This is a genomic window from Hyphomonas beringensis, assembly GCF_000682755.1.
GTDB classification, from domain to species: Bacteria; Pseudomonadota; Alphaproteobacteria; order Caulobacterales; family Hyphomonadaceae; genus Hyphomonas; species Hyphomonas beringensis.
Genome location: NZ_AWFF01000065.1, coordinates 102,072 through 118,989, shown reverse-complemented (window position 1 = coordinate 118,989; position 16,918 = coordinate 102,072). Strand labels below are relative to the sequence as shown.

General features: G+C 62.9%; 20 protein-coding genes and 1 pseudogene. 3 read left to right on the top strand and 18 right to left on the bottom strand.

Features of this window, described 5'->3' with window-relative positions:
* The 16 genes from HY29_RS14935 to HY29_RS14860 form a co-directional block, all read right to left on the bottom strand.
* Positions 1 to 417 carry a cytochrome c-type biogenesis protein gene (locus HY29_RS14935; RefSeq protein WP_034798321.1) on the bottom strand — a complete coding sequence of 139 codons (417 nt, stop codon included), beginning with the start codon at positions 415 to 417 and terminating at the stop codon, positions 1 to 3.
* On the bottom strand, positions 414 to 2,306 hold the full coding sequence (locus HY29_RS14930; protein ID WP_034798319.1) for a heme lyase CcmF/NrfE family subunit: 1,893 nt from the start codon (positions 2,304 to 2,306) through the stop codon (positions 414 to 416). The genes HY29_RS14935 and HY29_RS14930 overlap by 4 nt, the downstream gene beginning before the upstream one ends.
* On the bottom strand, positions 2,303 to 2,728 hold the full coding sequence (locus HY29_RS14925; RefSeq protein ID WP_034798316.1) for a cytochrome c maturation protein CcmE: 426 nt from the start codon (positions 2,726 to 2,728) through the stop codon (positions 2,303 to 2,305). Before HY29_RS14925 ends, HY29_RS14930 begins: the two co-directional genes overlap by 4 nt.
* 99 nt (positions 2,729 to 2,827) lie before the next feature.
* Positions 2,828 to 3,460, bottom strand: coding sequence for a tetratricopeptide repeat protein (locus HY29_RS14920; protein WP_034798313.1), 633 nt, complete (start codon positions 3,458 to 3,460; stop codon positions 2,828 to 2,830).
* Positions 3,457 to 4,890 carry an ATP-binding protein gene (locus HY29_RS14915; RefSeq protein ID WP_034798311.1) on the bottom strand — a complete coding sequence of 478 codons (1,434 nt, stop codon included), beginning with the start codon at positions 4,888 to 4,890 and terminating at the stop codon, positions 3,457 to 3,459. Before HY29_RS14915 ends, HY29_RS14920 begins: the two co-directional genes overlap by 4 nt.
* Before the next feature lie 25 nt (positions 4,891 to 4,915).
* Positions 4,916 to 5,599: a response regulator transcription factor gene (locus HY29_RS14910; protein WP_034798309.1), complete on the bottom strand. Its 684-nt coding sequence runs from the start codon at positions 5,597 to 5,599 to the stop codon at positions 4,916 to 4,918.
* 37 nt (positions 5,600 to 5,636) lie between these two features.
* Entirely contained in the window at positions 5,637 to 5,948 is a 312-nt protein-coding gene (locus tag HY29_RS14905) for a PepSY domain-containing protein (protein ID WP_034798307.1), read from the bottom strand.
* Between the two features lie 49 nt (positions 5,949 to 5,997).
* A complete protein-coding gene (locus HY29_RS14900) occupies positions 5,998 to 6,660 on the bottom strand; it encodes a hypothetical protein (RefSeq protein WP_155838370.1) in 663 nt (220 codons plus the stop codon).
* Positions 6,657 to 7,259, bottom strand: a complete 603-nt coding sequence (locus tag HY29_RS14895; RefSeq protein WP_155838369.1) for a hypothetical protein — start codon at positions 7,257 to 7,259, stop codon at positions 6,657 to 6,659. Before HY29_RS14895 ends, HY29_RS14900 begins: the two co-directional genes overlap by 4 nt.
* 124 nt (positions 7,260 to 7,383) lie before the next feature.
* Positions 7,384 to 8,253: a helix-turn-helix transcriptional regulator gene (locus HY29_RS14890; RefSeq protein WP_241765227.1), complete on the bottom strand. Its 870-nt coding sequence runs from the start codon at positions 8,251 to 8,253 to the stop codon at positions 7,384 to 7,386.
* Positions 8,222 to 9,385 (bottom strand): hypothetical protein, encoded by a 1,164-nt coding sequence (locus tag HY29_RS14885; RefSeq protein ID WP_034798298.1) that lies wholly within the window; start codon positions 9,383 to 9,385, stop codon positions 8,222 to 8,224. The genes HY29_RS14890 and HY29_RS14885 overlap by 32 nt, the downstream gene beginning before the upstream one ends.
* A gap of 146 nt (positions 9,386 to 9,531) precedes the next feature.
* On the bottom strand, positions 9,532 to 10,419 hold the full coding sequence (locus HY29_RS14880; RefSeq protein WP_034798296.1) for a DnaJ C-terminal domain-containing protein: 888 nt from the start codon (positions 10,417 to 10,419) through the stop codon (positions 9,532 to 9,534).
* A 44-nt stretch (positions 10,420 to 10,463) separates the two neighbouring features.
* Positions 10,464 to 11,024 (bottom strand): GTA baseplate fiber-binding domain-containing protein, encoded by a 561-nt coding sequence (locus tag HY29_RS14875; protein WP_034798294.1) that lies wholly within the window; start codon positions 11,022 to 11,024, stop codon positions 10,464 to 10,466.
* Positions 11,021 to 11,557, bottom strand: a complete 537-nt coding sequence (locus tag HY29_RS14870; protein WP_081811432.1) for an HK97 family phage prohead protease — start codon at positions 11,555 to 11,557, stop codon at positions 11,021 to 11,023. Before HY29_RS14870 ends, HY29_RS14875 begins: the two co-directional genes overlap by 4 nt.
* Positions 11,550 to 11,780 (bottom strand): hypothetical protein, encoded by a 231-nt coding sequence (locus HY29_RS14865; RefSeq protein ID WP_034798292.1) that lies wholly within the window; start codon positions 11,778 to 11,780, stop codon positions 11,550 to 11,552. Before HY29_RS14865 ends, HY29_RS14870 begins: the two co-directional genes overlap by 8 nt.
* Entirely contained in the window at positions 11,777 to 12,931 is a 1,155-nt protein-coding gene (locus tag HY29_RS14860; protein WP_034798290.1) for a phage portal protein, read from the bottom strand. Before HY29_RS14860 ends, HY29_RS14865 begins: the two co-directional genes overlap by 4 nt.
* Before the next feature lie 218 nt (positions 12,932 to 13,149).
* Here HY29_RS14860 and HY29_RS14855 point away from each other — a divergent pair, with 218 nt between their 5' ends.
* From HY29_RS14855 to HY29_RS14845, 3 genes are read left to right on the top strand one after another with little or no spacing between them, the layout of a single operon-like run.
* Complete coding sequence (locus HY29_RS14855; RefSeq protein WP_051601581.1) at positions 13,150 to 14,034, top strand: ParA family protein; 885 nt, start codon at positions 13,150 to 13,152, stop codon at positions 14,032 to 14,034.
* Positions 14,031 to 14,507, top strand: coding sequence for a hypothetical protein (locus tag HY29_RS14850; protein ID WP_034798289.1), 477 nt, complete (start codon positions 14,031 to 14,033; stop codon positions 14,505 to 14,507). Before HY29_RS14855 ends, HY29_RS14850 begins: the two co-directional genes overlap by 4 nt.
* 3 nt (positions 14,508 to 14,510) lie before the next feature.
* The gene (locus tag HY29_RS14845; protein WP_034798287.1) at positions 14,511 to 14,876 is read left to right on the top strand and encodes an endonuclease domain-containing protein; all 366 of its coding nucleotides are present in this window, start codon (positions 14,511 to 14,513) and stop codon (positions 14,874 to 14,876) included.
* Between the two features lie 153 nt (positions 14,877 to 15,029).
* On the opposite strand, the gene HY29_RS14840 is transcribed toward HY29_RS14845, so the two are convergent.
* Complete coding sequence (locus HY29_RS14840; RefSeq protein WP_479682580.1) at positions 15,030 to 16,328, bottom strand: DNA-packaging protein; 1,299 nt, start codon at positions 16,326 to 16,328, stop codon at positions 15,030 to 15,032.
* A gap of 298 nt (positions 16,329 to 16,626) precedes the next feature.
* Positions 16,627 to 16,746, bottom strand: a pseudogene (locus HY29_RS19845) (helix-turn-helix domain-containing protein); the annotation flags it as partial.
* Positions 16,747 to 16,918 lie beyond the last annotated feature (172 nt).

The window sequence follows — 16,918 nt, the reverse complement described above, 5'->3', positions numbered from 1 at the left end:
CTAGATATCTTCCGGCCTCACCGGCTCGACCGATGCCTTGCGCGAGCGCGCGACGGCCAGGCCAATCAGGCCTCCAAACACCAGCAAGGCAAACGGCGTGCCCCACAGCACCCATCCGGAGAGGCTGTCACTCTTGGGACGGAACAGTACGAACTCGCCATACCGGTCCTCAAACCAGTTGCGCACTTCGGTATCGCTCGCCCCGCCCTCGATCATCACGCGCACACGGGCCCGCATGTCTTCAGCAATCGGCGCGGAAGACTGGGAGATCGGCTCATTCTCACAGGCCACACAGCGCAGCTCACGCATCAGGGCCTGGGCGCGGGCTTCCTCATTCGGATTGTCCAGCGCCACATCCTCTGCACAGGCGGCGCCCATCATGAAGACAGATGCCAACAGGATGACCAGAAACCTCATGCCGTTTTCGTCCTCTTGCGCGGCCACAGGCAGAAGCCGCCACCAATCGCCATCAGGATGACGCCGAAATAGACAAGGTCAATCAGCGGATTGAAATAGACGCGGAACACCCAGCGCGGCTCACCATCCACAATGCGCTGTTCGCCAAGCGCCATATAGAGGTCGCCTGTGCCGGTCTTGTGGATCGCCGTTTCCGTCGTCGGCATCTGCGCGGCGGGATAGTAGCGTTTCATCGGGGCCAGCACGGCTTTCGTGCCGCCTTTCACCGCCGTCAGCACCGCGCGGTCTGCATACCAGTTCGGGCCTTCGATCGCGCGCACTTCGTCCAGCGTCAGCGTCCAGCCAGCCGCCGTTCCCGTGCCACCTTCGGCCAGGGCGACCGTGGTTTCATAACGCCCCGTCGTCTCCACAACCGCGCCGATCACGAACAGGCCGAGACCGACATGCGCCAGCGTCATACCCCAGACACGTGGCGGCATCTTGAACACACGTTTCACGGTCACCGCCCGGCGTGACAGTTCATACAGCGCGCCAAACACCAGCCATACGCCCAGCGCCAGGCCAAAGGCCGCGCCCAGCGAAATGCTCCAGATGCCGACGCCCAAAGCCATGAACACCAGCACCAGCGCAATGCCGCCTGCGGCCCATTTCATCCAGTTGCTGAGATCCGCCTTGCCCCACGCCCAGGCCTGTACCACAGGCAAGATCACCAGCAAGGCGGCCAGCATCGGCGTGAAGGTCAGCCGGAAATAGGGCTCGCCAACTGAGATCGTCTTGCCGGCCGCTTCCGCCATCAGCGGGAACAATGTGCCCAGCAGCACCGTCAGCGTCGCCACGATCAACACGATATTATTCGCCATCAGCGCACCTTCGCGGCTGAGCAATACCCAGGGCTTGCCCCCGGAAAGCTTGTAGGCCCTGAGCGCAAACAGGATCAGCGCAAATCCGCCATACAGGACGAGACCGAACAGCAGGATCGCCCCCCGCTCCGGATCAACAGCAAAGGCGTGCACGGAGGTCAAAACGCCGGAGCGCACAAGGAAGGCGCCCATGATCGAGAACAGGAATGCCAGCACCGCCAGCAGCGCGGTCCAGGCAGAAAAGCCCTCGCGCTTCTCCGTCACGATGACGGAATGGAGCAGCGCGGCACCGATCAGCCACGGCATCAGGGAGGCATTCTCCACCGGGTCCCAGAACCACCAGCCGCCCCAGCCGAGCTCGTAATAGGCCCAGTAGGACCCGAGCGCGATGCCGATGGTCAGCGGCACAAAGGCCGCCAGAGACCAGCGCCGCGCTTCGCGCGCCCAGACCGCATCAATGCGGCTTTCCATCATGCCGGCCGCGGCCAGCGCAAAGACAAAGGAATAGCCGACATAGCCGAGATACAGCATGGGCGGGTGAAAGCTCAGCGCCGGGTCCTGCAACAGGGGGTTCAGGCCCGCGCCCTGAAACGGGGCCGGGTCCAGGCGCAGGAAGGGCGACGACGCAAACAGCAGATAGCTCATCGCGCCAACGGCCAGCAGGCCCTGAATGCCCAGCGTACGCGCTTCCAGCTTTTCGCGCCCGGTCTTCATCCACACTGCACCCGCCGCGCCAAAGCCCAGCGTCACCAGGCACCACAGCGCCATGGAGCCCTCATGGTTCCCCCACGCGCCGGAGATCTTGTACAGCATCGGCTTCAGCGTGTGGGAATGCTGCGCCACCAGCGCCACGGAAAAGTCAGACCGCACAAAGGCCATAACCAGCGTCAGGAACGAGATCAGCATCAGGCCGAACGCGGCCATCGCCGCCCAGCCAGCTATACGCCGCTGCCCCATAAGGCCGTAAATCCCCTGCGCCAGCGCCAGCGCCAGAGACAGGAAGGCCGCCAGATGGCCAAGTTCGATCATCCCGCCGCTTCCAGCGGTTTCAGTTCCCGCGGTTGGTAATTCTCGTCATGCTTGGCCAGAATCTGGCGCGCAGTGAAGCTGCCATCAGCCTGGAATGTACCGGTCGCGACGACGCCCTGGCCTTCGCGGAACAGGTCCGGTGCAATGCCGGTATAGCTGACGGTGATGGTGTTCGGGCTGTTGTCGATGACCGTGAAGATCATCGTTGCGCCATCTTCGGAATAGGTCAGCGATCCGGGCTCTACCCAGCCGCCGACTTTCACTTCCTTGCCATGATCGGGCGTGCCCTTCTCAGCCAGGATTTCCGGCGTGTAGAACAGGTTCGCATTCTCGCGCAGGGCAAAGAATGCCAGCGCCGCCGCTGCTGCCAGCAGCAAGGCCGCAATGCCGAATGTATAGAGTCGCCGTGTACGTGCTCGCATGGGGCCCTTATAGGCTGCACCGCTCCCTTTTGGGAGTGCGGCAGATGTAACCTTTTGTCAGGGAGCTGCAACAAGATCCTTTGCCGGCTTGCGGGAAGCCTATTCCTGTTGCGGTTCCGGCGTTTCAGGGCTTGCGGCGGGTGGGGCTGCGTCGCCGTCCTGGCCGATGGCATCGATCATGGCACGGAAGCGGTCGCGGCGCGGGTCGTCTTCCGGCAGGCGGGAATAAATATAGCGCATGGCCTGCTCGGCCTTTTCCTGGTCGCCTGCCTGCGCTGCGCCCATCGCGGCCCACATGCCGGAGCGGACCTGCGTCTCGTCCAGTTCATAGGCCTTGGCGAAGAGGCGCGTCGCTTCCGGGCTGACCGCGCCATTGTTCAGCTCCACCAGCGTATTGGCCAGCGCCACCAGGGCCGGCACGAAATCCTTGTCCCGGCGCAGCGCAGATTGATACGCCCGCGCGGCATCAGAGGTTCGGCCCTGTGCCCGCAGGATCTCTCCAATGAAGAAATGCGGCTGCGGATCGTCCGGGCGTTCCTTCACTGTGGCTTCCAGGCGCGACAGGGTCTCTGCCGGGGTCAGCTGTTCCGGGTGTTCGCGGATCTTCTTCATCAGGCCCGCCTGCCGTTCGGCCATGGGCTGGTCCGCCATGCCGGGCTTGCCGATCAGCAAATAGCCGCCAATGCCAAGGGCGACACAGATTGCGGCAATGATCCAGTTCAGACGTGTCATCTCTTCGGAAACCTCAATACGGCGCTCAGGCCGCCCAGACTGGCATCGCCGAGTTCCAGGCTCCCCCGGTGCAACTCCGCCAGTTCGTTCACAATAGACAGGCCCAGACCCGTTCCAGGCGTCGTCTCGTCCAGTCTCACGCCGCGCTTCAGGGCGCCTTCGCGCTCCTCCGGCGTCAGGCCTGGACCGTCATCTTCCACCGCAATGACCAACGCATCTGCAGTATTGTCCACGCGCACCAGAACTTCGCTGCGCGCCCATTTGCAGGCGTTCTCCATCAGATTGCCGACCATCTCTTCCAGATCCTGTTGCTCTCCCCGGAACACGGCATTCGTCCCGCCGTCAACGGACACGTTGACGCCCTTGCGGTCAAACAGGCGGTTCAGCATCCGCGCAAGGCCATCCAGAACGGGGCGGATTTCGGTCCGCGCGCCCAGCGCCTCGGCGCGCGCGGCAACCCGGGCGCGCTTCAGATAATGTTCCACATTGGTCTGCATCGCTTCGCTCTGGCGGCGTACGACATCATCCAGCTGGGTGTCGCCTGTCGCTTCATTGCGCAGCACGGCCAGCGGTGTTTTCAGGGCATGGGCAAGGTTACCGACATGCGTGCGGGCGCGTTCGACCACTTGCCGGTTGTGATCGATCAGCTTGTTCAACTCATCGGCCAGCGGGCGCACTTCTGACGGGTAATCCTCTGACAGCTTCTGCCGCGTGCCTTCGCGCACTTCGGCAATGTCATGACCGATCTTCTGCAGGGGCCGCAGGGAATAGCGGATACCCGCCACCATCGCCGCGAACACGCCACCGAACAGCGCAATCATCGTGAACAACAGCAAGCTGCGAAAGCGCTCGGCCGCTTCATCATTCGGCGCACGGTCAGCCGCAGTGATCAGCACCAGCGGCGTCGGACGCTCGGCAATCAGGATGGCGCGGGAGGCAACCCGCACACGCTGGCCCGCCGGGCCGCTGAAGCGATAGTCACCAAAATGCGTCGTGCCGGGGGAGGCGAGCGTGCGGTCCAATTGTTTCTGCCGGATCGGGACGGGCTCATCCCACAGGCTTTTGGAGCGTATATCGCCGACGATCTGGCCGGCCTCATTCACGCCGACGATTAACCAGTACCGCCCGGAATATTGCGTGCGAAAGCGCACATCCCCGGCAAAGAATTCCCGGTCTGAATCCGTCACACGGCCATCCGGCAGGAAGGCGTCCTCGCGGGTCATTTCCCGCGTCAGGGCAACCAGTGTCTGCTCCAGGTCTTCTTCCAGCAGGGTCAGCGTCTGCGCACGATAAACCGCCGACAGCGCAATCGCTCCGCCGACCAGCACGACCAGCCCCCACACTGCAGCGGCCAGCATGATGCGCCGCGCCAGGGACAGGCGCGTCCAGCGGTCCAGCAAGGTCGGTTTGGAAGGGGCGCTGTCGCTCATCCGTCCGCTTTAGCGCCTCGGCGCCCTATCCCGCAACGCGGGCTTCGACGTCCGGCACCACCAGGCGATAGCCGAGGCCCCGCTCGGTTTGGATCCGGTCCTGGCCGATCTTGCGGCGCAGGCGTCCGATGAACACCTCGATCGTGTTGGAGTCGCGGTCAAAATCCTGATCATAAATATGCTCGACCAGTTCCGTGCGCGGCACGACGCGGCCCATATGGTGCATCAGGTAAGACAGGACGCGGTATTCATGCGCGGTCAGCTTCACCGGCTCGCCATTCACGCTGGCGCGGGCCGCGCGCGTGTCGACCACCAGCTTGCCAGCCTCCAGCGTCGCCGCAGAATGGCCTGCCGCCCGGCGCAGCAGGGCGCGGAGACGGGCCAGCAATTCCTCGGTGATGAAGGGCTTGGTCAGATAATCATCCGCGCCGGCATCAAAGCCTGCCACCTTCTCGCTCCACGAATCTCGGGCGGTCAGGATCAACACGGGGAAGGATTTGCCGTCGGCGCGCCATTTCTTCAAAACGCTGACCCCATCCATCTTGGGCAGGCCAAGATCCAGGATCACGGCATCATATGGCTCGGTATCGCCCAGGAAGTGGCCGTCCTCGCCGTCTGCCGCCAGATCCACGGCATAGCCGGATTGCGACAGCACATCCGCCAACTGGCGGCGCAGGTCTGCATCATCTTCAACTACCAGGATACGCATAGGAACGTCCTTTACAAATCTCGTGAGTAATGTCGGGTCAAGCGCCTTGCCGGTCAAGGATTCGGCCCGTACGGGCGTCGACAATGAAGCGCACCTTCCGGCCATCTCCGGTCATCCAGTCGATGCGGTATTGCGGACTGCCGCCCCGGTCGAACAGGTCCGCGCCCAGCTGATAGCCGCCATATTGGCGCTTCAGGCTGCGGAATATCTGGCTCAGCGGCACAGTTTTGCCTTCGCGCACAGAGTCGCGTGCCTGGCCGGGAGACCAGGAATTCTTCCAGTCCTGCGCCATCGCCGGGGGCGTCAGCGCCAGACCGATAGCCAGACAGAGAGCAAAGAGCCGTTTCATACCCTGCCGTATAGGCAGTTAGCTCTGAATGTTAAGTGAACGCGGGCAGTCAGTTTTGTTCAGGCTTCAGGTACCAGGTCGGGCTGAGAATCGTCATCCGCACCACACGCATCGGCCTCGGCATGTTGACGCCCATCTTTGGGTGGTTGAAATCACGGACGCTGCCTTCCTGGCCCATCGTGATGTGGATCTGCGGCACATCGAAATAACCAAGACCGCTACCCGCTGGCCGGGGTTTGACAAAGCGCATGTTCACACTGGTCGACTGGTCATCCATTTCATAAGCCATATCCGTCTGCAGACACGGTGCCAGCCATGTCATGACGGACGTCACCTTAGCATCGAAGGTCGTGGCATCCGACATCATGATCTCGGCATTCTCCGGCTCTTCCGGCATCTCGCGGATTTCGCAGATATAATCGGTGGTCACCTGGCTTCGGATCTTCTTGTTTTCTGACAGACGGTCATCCTCCAGACGGCAGGCATCAAAGCCATCCAGAATTTCGTCACCGGAAAGCACGATACTCCGTGCCTGCCAGCCTATCGGCAACGGATACTCCGCCGTCAGGGGCCGCTCCTGTTCCACACGGCTGACCACCTGTTTCACCTCGGCGCAATCGGCATGGGCCACGCCGGGCCGGGCGGCCAGCAGCGTCACCGCCACCATGCCGCCCATGGCCAGCGCTTTCATGTGTCCGACATCCCGACTCATTCTCCTGACTCCTCTACCTGCTGCTGCGCCTGAAACATCACACTCCAGCCGGGAGTCGTGCCCCGCTTACTCCCGAGGAAGGGCGTGAAGCTCTTTTCAACATACAGCGGATAGGCCCTGAAATTGCCGACCTGTTCTTCCGGCTCAACCGGCTCGAAGGTCGTCTTGTGATAGACCGGGTGGTCGGAGCTTTTGGTTTCGACCTCGGCAGTCCAGGCATCGCCCAGACAGGCCGTGATCTGGTCGACCGCCTTCTGGTAAGCCGCCTCAGCCAGCTTGCCGTCGGCCTCTTCATTCGTTGTGCCGGCATCGAACAGCTTGCAGGAATAGGTGTAGATGGATGTGTCCCCGCCAAAGAAACCACCCATCTTGTTGACCCTGCACGCCCCGCCCAGCGTGTCCTCGGTGGACTCCCAGCTACCCGGCAGCGGCGTCTCTCCCATCATGGCCTGCTCACCCTTAAGGTTGCTGAAGGGCGGCACTTCCTGGCGGCCTTCCATCATGGCGGAGACCTGCGCGCACGGATCTTTTGCCTCCGCCGTTTTGGTCTCTCCACACGCAGCCAGCATTGCCAAAGGCAGCAAAAGCAAAACTCTCATTTTCGAATTCCCCGGTACCTTGAAGATGGCGTGACCTTAAGCGCAGCAAGATAGCCGACGCATCCCCCCAAGGGGGTATGGTGACAGAAAGCCATGTTTCGGGTCTGAAGGCGGCCTGCTGAAACTACCTGCCCGGCTCGGCCACGTCCTCACCGGTTTGCTTGTCGATCCGGCGGGAGACATCATCCGACACGATGACATAGCCAAGGCGGACGCCCTTCATGACGGCAGATGTCCGATCAAAGACATTCATCTTCAGGAAAAGCTGCTTGGTTGCGCTGGCAACCGCTTCGGGACTGAGACCCAGTTCCTTCGCGATTCCAATATTGCTGAGGCCCTGCGCCATCCAGTACAAGACATCCAGTTCGCTTGTAGAGAAGCTCAGCGTGTTTTCGCCCTTAATGCCCACCTTGCGGTAATAGGCGGCAAAGCTGGCCATGGCGATGACGTGAAAGGCATTCACGTCTATGGAATCAATGTTGTCATCGCCGGGGGGCATACTGCCGCCGATCATCGCCACACGGCTGTGCGGGCCAAACACCATGGTACAGATTCCCTGCTCCATGTTCCAATCCGGCAGCATGTCCAGATAGGCCTGTTCTTCAGGACGCAAAGATAGATCCGGCGGCAGGCGATGCCAGAACATCGGCGTCGACGTCAAAGCTGCCGCACTGGGAATCGGATCCACAGACCGCAACCCGTCACGGTATTTCATTTCCCAGTCTTCAGAGTATCCAAAGCTCAACAGGCTGCGCCCGCGTGTGCGGTCATTGCTGATAGGCCCAAGGTAAAATGTCCTTGTAAGGCCTAATTCTGCCAGCGCAGCATTTGTGGCCTCATAGATATTTGGAGCGGTTTTTGCAGAAAAGATTCTGTTTATAGCGTCACGCACGGCGGGCCCTTCAAGCTGACACAGGCTTTTATCGTACTGTAGCGCCGACCTGGACACAAGCCTGAGAAGATCAGCCCCCCAACAGCAACAGCGTTGTGGCATCGGAAGATATACCCGCCTGTAATGCATACAGGTGATCCAGCAGATTCAGCGTTGCCTTGGCATCATGGCAGCGATCGTCAATGTAGAACCAGTAACCACGATACTGCACGGAAACCGTGGCAGTTGTCGGCTTTTCCCTGGACGACTGAACCGCAAACAGGCCGCCATTTATGTCATGCCAGCCGCCCGGCGCGCGGCACGGGTCAGACGAGGGTTCCATCACCGGCAGGGCTGACCGGGCGATCTGCTTGTGCTCTTCCGGCACATGCACGGACTGGGAGAGCGCCGACATCACCCCGAGCACAGACCGTCCCCGTGCGGCGTAATCGCCAAGGGAATTACCGCGTGTGGAGATTTCGGTGATGTAGCGGTCCCCGGAGATCACGCTGACATCAGACACCCAATAGCGGCGGAAGAAGTCTGCCAGCTGCTGGCCCAGATCAGACGTGCGCCGCCATTTCAGAATGACACGCGGCTTGCCGTCACTGTCCTCATCGCTCTGGTCCGCATCGATCACCTGCACCAGCAGATCGCCGCGCTCTTGCAGGGAACTCATCAGGCTGGCGAGTTCCCGGAAGCGGGCATTGTCCGGCATCACCGGCGGTGGCGGGCCAGCGGCGGCGCGCGCGTTTTCCAGATCCCCGATGCGGGAAACGCAACACAGCATCAGCCGCTCCACGCTCCAGCCAGACTGGCTCATCAGGAAGATCGTTGCCGGCGGCAGGGGCTGCAAAACCTGCTGGGCATAGTCAGACCCGCGCAGGGCCGAATAGGCAATCGTGGGCTGGCTGCTCATATTCGTGCCGACATTGCCGTTCAGCACCTGATCCAGATCCTGCCCGCTGAGGCCAATCGCGGAAGACAGGCCGCCATTCACCTGGGTGTTGTCGGTCGTGGTGATGCGCTCGGCATCCACGAAACTGACGGGATCATTATACCGTAAACGAACAATATTCAGAAGCAGCTGCTCCTCGCGCGCCGTCGACAGCGCCTCGGAATAGACCAGCGTGTCAGACGCGATGGGGGCAATCGGCCGGTTCGGATGCGCACACCCCGTCAGCGCGATGATGGCGAGGGCCGTGATGGCCTGTCTGCCTCTGGAAAAAATCTTTCTCCGCGCGCGTCGTGCCATCGCCTGCCTCTTCACTCTACAAGGTAATGCCCCGTCATCTGCAGGACTGGCCGCAGATGACTTGCCTTCCCTTAGGCCAAAGCCGGGGCGCCGATGTCAACGTTGTTCGGGGAATTTCCTGTAGAAAGGGCGGAAAAGGCAGCCGGTTACTGCCCTTCGGCCCATTTCTTCAGGCTTTCATCCTTCGGATCCTCCAGCACGATCTCCAGCCGCGCATAGAGATTGCCCGGCGGGGTCGACTGCACGCCCTTGCCACGCAGGCGCAGCTGAGAGCCGGTATTGGAGCCCGCAGGCACTTTCAGTGTCACATTGCCAGAGGGGGTCTTCACATCCACACTGCCGCCCAGCACAGCCACTTTCAGGCTGACCGGTACAGTCATGCGAAGATCCTTGCCGTCGCGCTCCCACACCTTGCTGGGTTTGACTTCCACTTCCAGCATCGCGTCTCCGGGCGGGCCGCCATTCGGGGATTGCTGGCCCTGGCTTTTCAGGCGCAGCGTCTGGCCGCTCTCAATGCCGGCGGGAATGTTCACATCCAGCGCCGTGCCGTCAGCCATGGTCATGCGCCGACGCGCGCCGGTCACGGCGTCTTCAAAATCGATGGCCACACGATAGCGCACGTCGCGGCCCTTCATCGGGCCGGCATTGCGCCGTCCGCGCCCGCCAAACATGCCGGAGAGGATATCCTCGAACGGGTCTCCCTGCGTACCGCCAAACGGGTCGCCGCCGCGCGATTCCCAGCGGAATCCGCCGCCACCGGGCGCGCCGCCAGGGAAACCACCGCCACCGCCGCCGCCAAAGCCGGTCGGATTGCCGTCGCCATCAATCTCGCCGCGGTCGAATTTCGCGCGCTTCTCCTTGTCGCCCAGAATGTCCCAGGCCTGGGAGACGCGCTTGAACTCTTCCGCTTTCTTGTCGTCATCCGGGTGCAAATCGGGGTGCAGGGCTTTCGCCTTCTGCCGGTAGGCCTTCTTGATCTCGGCCTCGCTGGCTTTGCGGTCCACACCGAGCACCTTGTAAGGGTCAAGAGCCAAGGTCGGTTATTCCTTCTGTTAGAGAATCTTCTATCAGCCCTCAATTAGGAAGTCCCGAGGCGTATTGAAACCCACGGGCCGTAACGACCGTCCGCGCCGATCGCCGCAACCCGCACCGCCACAGCGCCAGATGGCACAGCCGCAGAGGCCTCAGAGACAGGGCTTTCGCCGGAAAATCCGCTTCCGGTATCGGCCTCCAGCGCGAAACTTCCGGTATTTCCCCCTTCTGGCAAGGCCCAGCTTTCCGGCAGGTCTGCCCCGCGCCGTGTCCAGCTGAGTTGGCCGCTGCTGGCTTTCAGATGCGCGACCGGCCAGGGCAGCCCGGCCCGGTCTTCGAAAGACAGCGTCTCAGCCTCGTCATCGCCCGCCGCCTGCCAGATGAGATCCAGCCCGATCTCCTCAGGCCCCACCGCCGCCTGCACGACAGCGCCATCCAGCAGCACCAGCCGCGCCCCTGCCTCGGCCACGCCCGGCACACTGCCGCGTTGCCCCCTCAACAGGCCGGATAGCCGCCATGTGTCTTCTGCGACCAATACAGCCTCCTCAAACTGGATCAGCTCCCAGCCCTGATCCGTCCCGCCTGCCATTTTCGTTTCCTTGGTCATGTTCTCTCCATTTGAAAATTGTTTCGCGCTGCCGCTGCGCCCATCAGGGCGAACCGCGCCCGTGCCTGCATCGGGCTCGCCACCAGCGACACTTCCACCAGGTCCACCTCAACCAGTTCGCGCCCATCGGGCCTTCGCCGGTTCCAGATGCGCGGACGAAAGCCGATGGACAGGCCGCTCAAGCCGCTTTCCGCCATGCTGCGCGCCGCCGCGCTTTCGATCAGTCCGCGCACGTAAAGCCCACGGCCATCCTCCACCATGCGCACCCAGCGCCCGGCAATCGCGCCCGGCCTGTGCTGCAACAGCATCGGCACAGGCGCGGCCCTCTGCAGGCTGCGCGAAAACGCCCCCGCCCGCACCACATCCCCACTCGCATCCGGCACCCCGAACAGAGAGGCATAGCCTTCGATGAGGAGGTCCGATGACGTCCGCTCACCCCGACGAAAGTCGGGGCCCAGAAAGTCAGGCAGCAGGCTCCGCCGCACTGGATCCCGGCCTGCGCCGGGATGAGCGCCATATTGGGTGCTACTCATCCCCCACCTCCATCTTCCGCTCGATCCGGTCCAGCTGGCTTTCCATCCGGTCGACACCCTCTTCCAGACGCGCCAGCCGCTCCACCATTGTGCGCCGTTCCCGGACGGTCTGCTCCAGGTGCGAAATCCGCTCTGCCGCTGCCCCGGCCCAGACCAGCGCCCCGCCGGTCTGCACCAGCACCGCCAGCACGAACCCCGCCGTCACCTTCTGTTCCATCTTCATGGCTGCAGCCCCGCCAGCCGCCGTTTTTCCTCAACGCTGGCAAAGCTCGCGCTCTCCAGCCGCGCCCACAGCGCATCGCGCTCAGCCGACAGCGCCGGCACGCGGTCAATATCTGCGCGGATCTCCACATCCTGCCCGAATGGCACATCCAGCCAGGCCGACAGCGCGCCGGCGAATTTCTGCACCAGCGGCAAAATCGTCATTCGCCAGAAGGCGAGGTTTGCCTCCTTATAGTTCGAATACGTATTATCCCCCGGAATGCCCAACAGCATGGGCGGCACGCCCAGCGCCAGCGCAATCTCCCGCGCCGCCGCATGGCGCGCTTCCAGAAAGTCCATCTCGGCCGGTGACAGAGACATCGGCCGCCAGTCCAGCCCGCCTTCCAGCAGAAGGGGCCGGCCCGCATTGGCCGCGCCGGAATACATGTTCTCCAGTTCCGTCTTCAGCGCCTCGAACTGGTCCGGCGGCATCCGCCCATGTCCGCCATAGACCAGCGCGCCAGACGGCTTGGCCGAATTGTCGATCAGCGCCTTCGCCCAGTCCGCGCTGGCATTGTGCAGGTCCAGCGCCCGCCGTGCCGCGCCCAGCGGGGCCAGGCCCAGCGTGTCATTCACCGGGTTGAACAGTTTCAGGTGCAGCACCGGGCTCCAGCCTGTTTCCGCATCCCGGCGGATCACCCGCTCGCCATGGCGCTCCTTCACGGCCCAGGCCTCCACCCAGCCGCGCGTATCCTTCAGGGGCCGCATGGCAGACGGGGCCAGCGCATAAAGCGCGTGCACCCCCGCCCCGTCTGCCGCCCCCCCAGCCTGCCCCAAAGCCTCCAGGCACACGCCTTCCAGAAACGCATTGCCCGTCAGCTGAAGCTGGGAATAGACCGCTTCTAACAGTTCGGCCGCGACCCCATCCGGCTGTGGCCGGCGGATCAGCCGCGCCGCCCCGTCATGCGCCGTGACCAGCGGAACGGACGCCGCCGCCTCCGCCACCATGCGCACGGCGCGATAGGCCACGGCATTCTGCAAATACCCGTCTCGTGTCAGCGCCGCGCCATCGCGTGCGCCCCACCGGGCCGCCCCGATTTCTGAGAGCGCGACCAGAGGCACCGCCGCTTTCGCTTCGCGCTGGGGCAACCGGAAAGGCCAGATGGGTTTCATGAAGGGCTCCGCTCTGTTTCGTTCGATGAGCAGAAATTAAATCTTCAGCGCCCCCATCGGATTCAGTTTGGAAAAGCCCTTCAAAAACAGGTGTTTGCCGCCAGAATATCAGGGAGAGCGCCGGATTTTTCCCTGTATTTTATTCCCGTGCAGGCATAGCCAGATCGGTGCAAATCTGCTTTTTCGCCGAACTATCAGGCGCCCAGGGAGCTAACAGAATGTCAGCACGTGTCATATCCATTGCCAACTCCAAGGGCGGGGTCGGCAAGACCACCACTTGTGTCAGCCTTGCAGAGGCATTTGCCGCCAATGGCTTCCGCACTTTGGTCGTGGATCTGGACACGCAGGCCAACGCCTCGCTGCTGGTTTTCGGGCATGAGGGCGACGAGCATCTGTTCCGCGCGATCAATGAATACGTCACGATTTCCGACTGGCTGCTGGAGAATTTCTTCGCGGGTGAGCACAAGCGCCTGTCAGACTTCATCGTCACAGATGCGTCCGATGTCACCTATAATGGCAAGTCGCTGGAGCTGGACCTGATCCCCTCCTCACCGCGCCTGCGCAAGACAGAGCGCGAGCTGATCTATGAGCTGACCGCCAAGGGCTATTCCATGGAGGCGCTGCAGGGCCAGGTCGGCCGACGCATGCGTGACGACTTTGAAAAGCTGAAAGCCGACTATGACGTCATCATCTGTGACTGCCCGCCCGGCATTTCCGTGATGACCGAAACCGTGCTGGCCGCCAGCCACCTGATCATCGTGCCCACCATTCCGGACTTCATGTCCACCCTCGGCCTGGACCTCTTCACCGGGGACATCATGCGCAATCTGCGCGGGCGTGATATTGATAGTCTCCCCTGTGTGCTGGCGACTCGCTATGATGGCACACCGCACCAGCAAGTGGTCCTCAATGCCATGCGCGAAGCGGCGAACGCCAAGGAAACCGAATTCACCATGTTCAAGACCGTCGTGCCGATGAAACAGGGCTTTGCCACAAACCCGATCGAGCTCGGCCCGGAACCCACCCTGAAGGCAAAATGGCCGGGCGAAGCGCTCGGCGTCGTGGAAAGCCTTCTCAAGGAAGTGCGGGAGAAGATCCAATGACCGACGCCCCCAAGGACAGCGCCAACGCGCTCGGCGCCCTGCTGGGCCAGAAAGACCGCTTCGGCAGGCTGGGCGAGAAAGACTTCTCCGCCGCCACCGAAATCCTCGTCAAGAGGTTGATGGTCTCCGCTGGTCAGACCACGGAAGACATGAAGGCCCTGCGCGAAACGGTCGGGCCGGACATCTTCGAGAAAGTCCTGAAATCCCTGACGGCCCACCAGGCGCGCCAACTCGCCCGCCGGATGGACAAGACCGTGCCGGACATCGAAGTCTCCACCGCCGGCGCCGCCTGCGCCTGGATCCGCGGCCTGATGACCGGCAACATGCCGGCCCCGCTGGAGAGCGCAGAGAGCAAACCGGCAGAGGTCACCGCAGAAGAAACGCCCACGGAAGAAACCACGCCCGAAGACGACAACCCCACGCCCCCCAAAAACGCCTATTTCGGCCGCAAGGCCTTTCGTACGGGGGGCTGATGCATGCCGGGTTCGTTCTCGCGCAAGCCTGAACAGACCCGCCGCGCCCGCGAACTTCGCCAATCCGCCAGCCGAACCGAACGCCGCCTGTGGCCTCTCCTCAGCCGGGGACAAATGGGCGCTTCCTTCCGCCGTCAGCACCCTGTCGGCCCCTATTTCCTCGACTATTACTGCCCGTCCCTGAAACTCGCCGTCGAGGTCGATGGTGATTGGCACGACGAAGCTGCAGACGCCCGCCGCGACGCCTTTCTTGCCAGCAAGCACATAACCGTGCTGCGCATCCCGGTTTCCCATATTGACGACTCTCTGGCAGCGGTTGCCGACAGAATAAGACGAGAGGTGGAGCTGCGCTTGCGTCAGAAAGACTGACCTTCCCGCGCCCCCGCTTTACCCCCCTCCAGCTCCCCCCTTGAAGGGGGGAGAGCCACCTCCAAGCACCTCAGATCCTGTCTGCGTCCTCCCCCTTGAAAAGGGGGAGACAGAGGGGGTTCCTACGCACTCTCCACACGACACCCAGCCCAATCACAACGCCCGCACCCATGGCCCGGCGCCTTCCAGCACCAGGGCCCAGACGGCCCAGACCAGCGCGTCCAAGCGGTCCGGGGAGCCCCTGAACCCTTCCGCGCCAAACCGGCACATCTGGTCTTCCAGCGTGGGCAGCAGGCCTACATGGCTGACCCGTCCCTGTGCGTACAATGCCGCCACCGGCGCGGCGCGGGCGCGCTTGCCGAGGCGCGCATGGACCAGGCGCACCGGCACGCCCGCCCCGGCGCTTTCCAATATCTGCCGCACCATTTCGCCGCCCTGATTGGCCTCTGCAATAATCTCCCGCGCGCCCGTTTCGCGGCACACCGCCACCGCGCGCCGGGCCCAGTCCAGCGGCTTCAGCCCCGGCGCGGACGCATCGGCCAGCACATAGGCATGTCCGCTGCGCACGCCCGCCGCGATGATGCCGCACGCATCTGCCGCCGGGCCGCTGGTCGCCGGCGGGTCGACCGCAATGATGACATCCTCCATCATGGGCGGGGCGTCCACGCGCGCCCCGTCAATCATCCCCCTGCGGAACAATGCACCTTCGGGGTCTTCCATGAATTCGCCATTCAGTTCCTGCCGTGCCAGCTGGCTGTCGCCATAGGCGGCCTTCATGGCGCTGAGGAAGCCCGGCGAGAGATTCTCCGCATTCTCCTCTGTTCCCGCGCGCATCACATGCACGGCCTCTGCCGTATCTGCCGACAGCAGGCGGCGCATCAGGTCCACCGCCCGCGGAGTCGTGGAGGCAAAGCAGCGCGGCGCCTGCCCCAGGCGCAGGCCCATCTGCAGCGTGTCCCAAACCGTCTCTCCCTTCGCCCATGCGGCAATCTCGTCACACCAGGCGACATCGAATTGCGGGCCCCGCAGACTGTCCGGGTCTTCGGCAGAGAAGACATGCGCCTCTGCGCCATTATCAAAGCTCAGGATACGCCGGCTCGCATGATAGACTGGGCGATAGTCCTGCCTTGGCTCGATCCATTTCAGGCCGCTCGGCCCATCGATCATCACTTCGCGCACATCGTGCAGGGCCGGCCCCACCAGCGCCGCACGCCTCTTCCTGCTGTGCAGCAGGCTCCAGCGCAGCCATTCGGCCCCGGCCCGTGTCTTGCCAGCGCCACGTCCGCCCATGAACAGACATGTCCGCCAGCCCGCCCGCGGCGGAACCTGTGTATCGCGGGCCAGCCGCAGCCACGGATTTTCCGCCACCAATTCGCCCGTCTTCGGCGGCAGGCCGCTCCAGTCCCGCGTCTCGTACGCATGGCGCACCTCTCTGCGGAAGACCGGGTCCATCAACTGGTCGCCCTTTTCCCTCATGGGTGAGGAAGGCATAGATGTCTTCTTGCGCCTCTTCTGCGCCACTATCGGCCTCCCGTTCACTGGCATTTCCCCCAATCTTTATTCCTGCCATTTCCAGCTGGCGCACTTCTGTGCTGACCCGCACCAGCTGGGTTACTTTCGGCGTGATGTCCTCACCCGCCGCCGCAGCGGCCAGCATCTGTTCCGTCGCAAGGTCCTGCGCCTCGTCCATGGACAGCTGCAGGCGCTCCAGCGCCTGTTCGGGTTCGGTCAGCTGATGCTGCCGCATCAGGTGATAGACCGTGGACCGGTGCAGCCCCACCTGCGCCGCAATGCGCGGAACACTCCAGCCGAGCAGCCAGCATAGCCGGATCTGGCGCTTCAGACGGTCTCTCTTCGGATGATGTGACATGCGTGCCTCCGTAGTGTGAGAGCAGTTTGCCCCCTGCTCACCCCCATCGGATTCGCGCGCCGGGAGAGTTCATAAATCCCGTATGATTCTCCCGCTGTGCCGCCTCTCCGCACGCAGATGTGTTGCAGGAAAAGCACGAATTTCTCCCCGCATGACCGGGTCTTGGGCCAAA

Excerpts from the sequence above, each read along its gene's own strand:
- HY29_RS14935 (WP_034798321.1), bottom strand. The coding sequence starts at position 417 with ATGAGGTTTCTGGTCATCCTGTTGGCATCTGTCTTCATGATGGGCGCC.
- HY29_RS14870 (WP_081811432.1), bottom strand. The coding sequence starts at position 11,557 with ATGAGTAGCACCCAATATGGCGCTCATCCCGGCGCAGGCCGGGATCCA.
- HY29_RS14845 (WP_034798287.1), top strand. The coding sequence starts at position 14,511 with ATGCCGGGTTCGTTCTCGCGCAAGCCTGAACAGACCCGCCGCGCCCGC.
- HY29_RS14865 (WP_034798292.1), bottom strand. The coding sequence starts at position 11,780 with ATGAAGATGGAACAGAAGGTGACGGCGGGGTTCGTGCTGGCGGTGCTG.
- HY29_RS14850 (WP_034798289.1), top strand. The coding sequence starts at position 14,031 with ATGACCGACGCCCCCAAGGACAGCGCCAACGCGCTCGGCGCCCTGCTG.
- HY29_RS14905 (WP_034798307.1), bottom strand. The coding sequence starts at position 5,948 with ATGAAACGGCTCTTTGCTCTCTGTCTGGCTATCGGTCTGGCGCTGACG.
- HY29_RS14910 (WP_034798309.1), bottom strand. The coding sequence starts at position 5,599 with ATGCGTATCCTGGTAGTTGAAGATGATGCAGACCTGCGCCGCCAGTTG.
- HY29_RS14930 (WP_034798319.1), bottom strand. The coding sequence starts at position 2,306 with ATGATCGAACTTGGCCATCTGGCGGCCTTCCTGTCTCTGGCGCTGGCG.
- HY29_RS14920 (WP_034798313.1), bottom strand. The coding sequence starts at position 3,460 with ATGACACGTCTGAACTGGATCATTGCCGCAATCTGTGTCGCCCTTGGC.
- HY29_RS14900 (WP_155838370.1), bottom strand. The coding sequence starts at position 6,660 with ATGAGTCGGGATGTCGGACACATGAAAGCGCTGGCCATGGGCGGCATG.
- HY29_RS14860 (WP_034798290.1), bottom strand. The coding sequence starts at position 12,931 with ATGAAACCCATCTGGCCTTTCCGGTTGCCCCAGCGCGAAGCGAAAGCG.
- HY29_RS14855 (WP_051601581.1), top strand. The coding sequence starts at position 13,150 with ATGTCAGCACGTGTCATATCCATTGCCAACTCCAAGGGCGGGGTCGGC.
- HY29_RS14840 (WP_479682580.1), bottom strand. The coding sequence starts at position 16,328 with ATGGACCCGGTCTTCCGCAGAGAGGTGCGCCATGCGTACGAGACGCGG.
- HY29_RS14890 (WP_241765227.1), bottom strand. The coding sequence starts at position 8,253 with ATGCCACAACGCTGTTGCTGTTGGGGGGCTGATCTTCTCAGGCTTGTG.
- HY29_RS14925 (WP_034798316.1), bottom strand. The coding sequence starts at position 2,728 with ATGCGAGCACGTACACGGCGACTCTATACATTCGGCATTGCGGCCTTG.
- HY29_RS14915 (WP_034798311.1), bottom strand. The coding sequence starts at position 4,890 with ATGAGCGACAGCGCCCCTTCCAAACCGACCTTGCTGGACCGCTGGACG.
- HY29_RS14885 (WP_034798298.1), bottom strand. The coding sequence starts at position 9,385 with ATGGCACGACGCGCGCGGAGAAAGATTTTTTCCAGAGGCAGACAGGCC.
- HY29_RS14895 (WP_155838369.1), bottom strand. The coding sequence starts at position 7,259 with ATGAGAGTTTTGCTTTTGCTGCCTTTGGCAATGCTGGCTGCGTGTGGA.
- HY29_RS14875 (WP_034798294.1), bottom strand. The coding sequence starts at position 11,024 with ATGACCAAGGAAACGAAAATGGCAGGCGGGACGGATCAGGGCTGGGAG.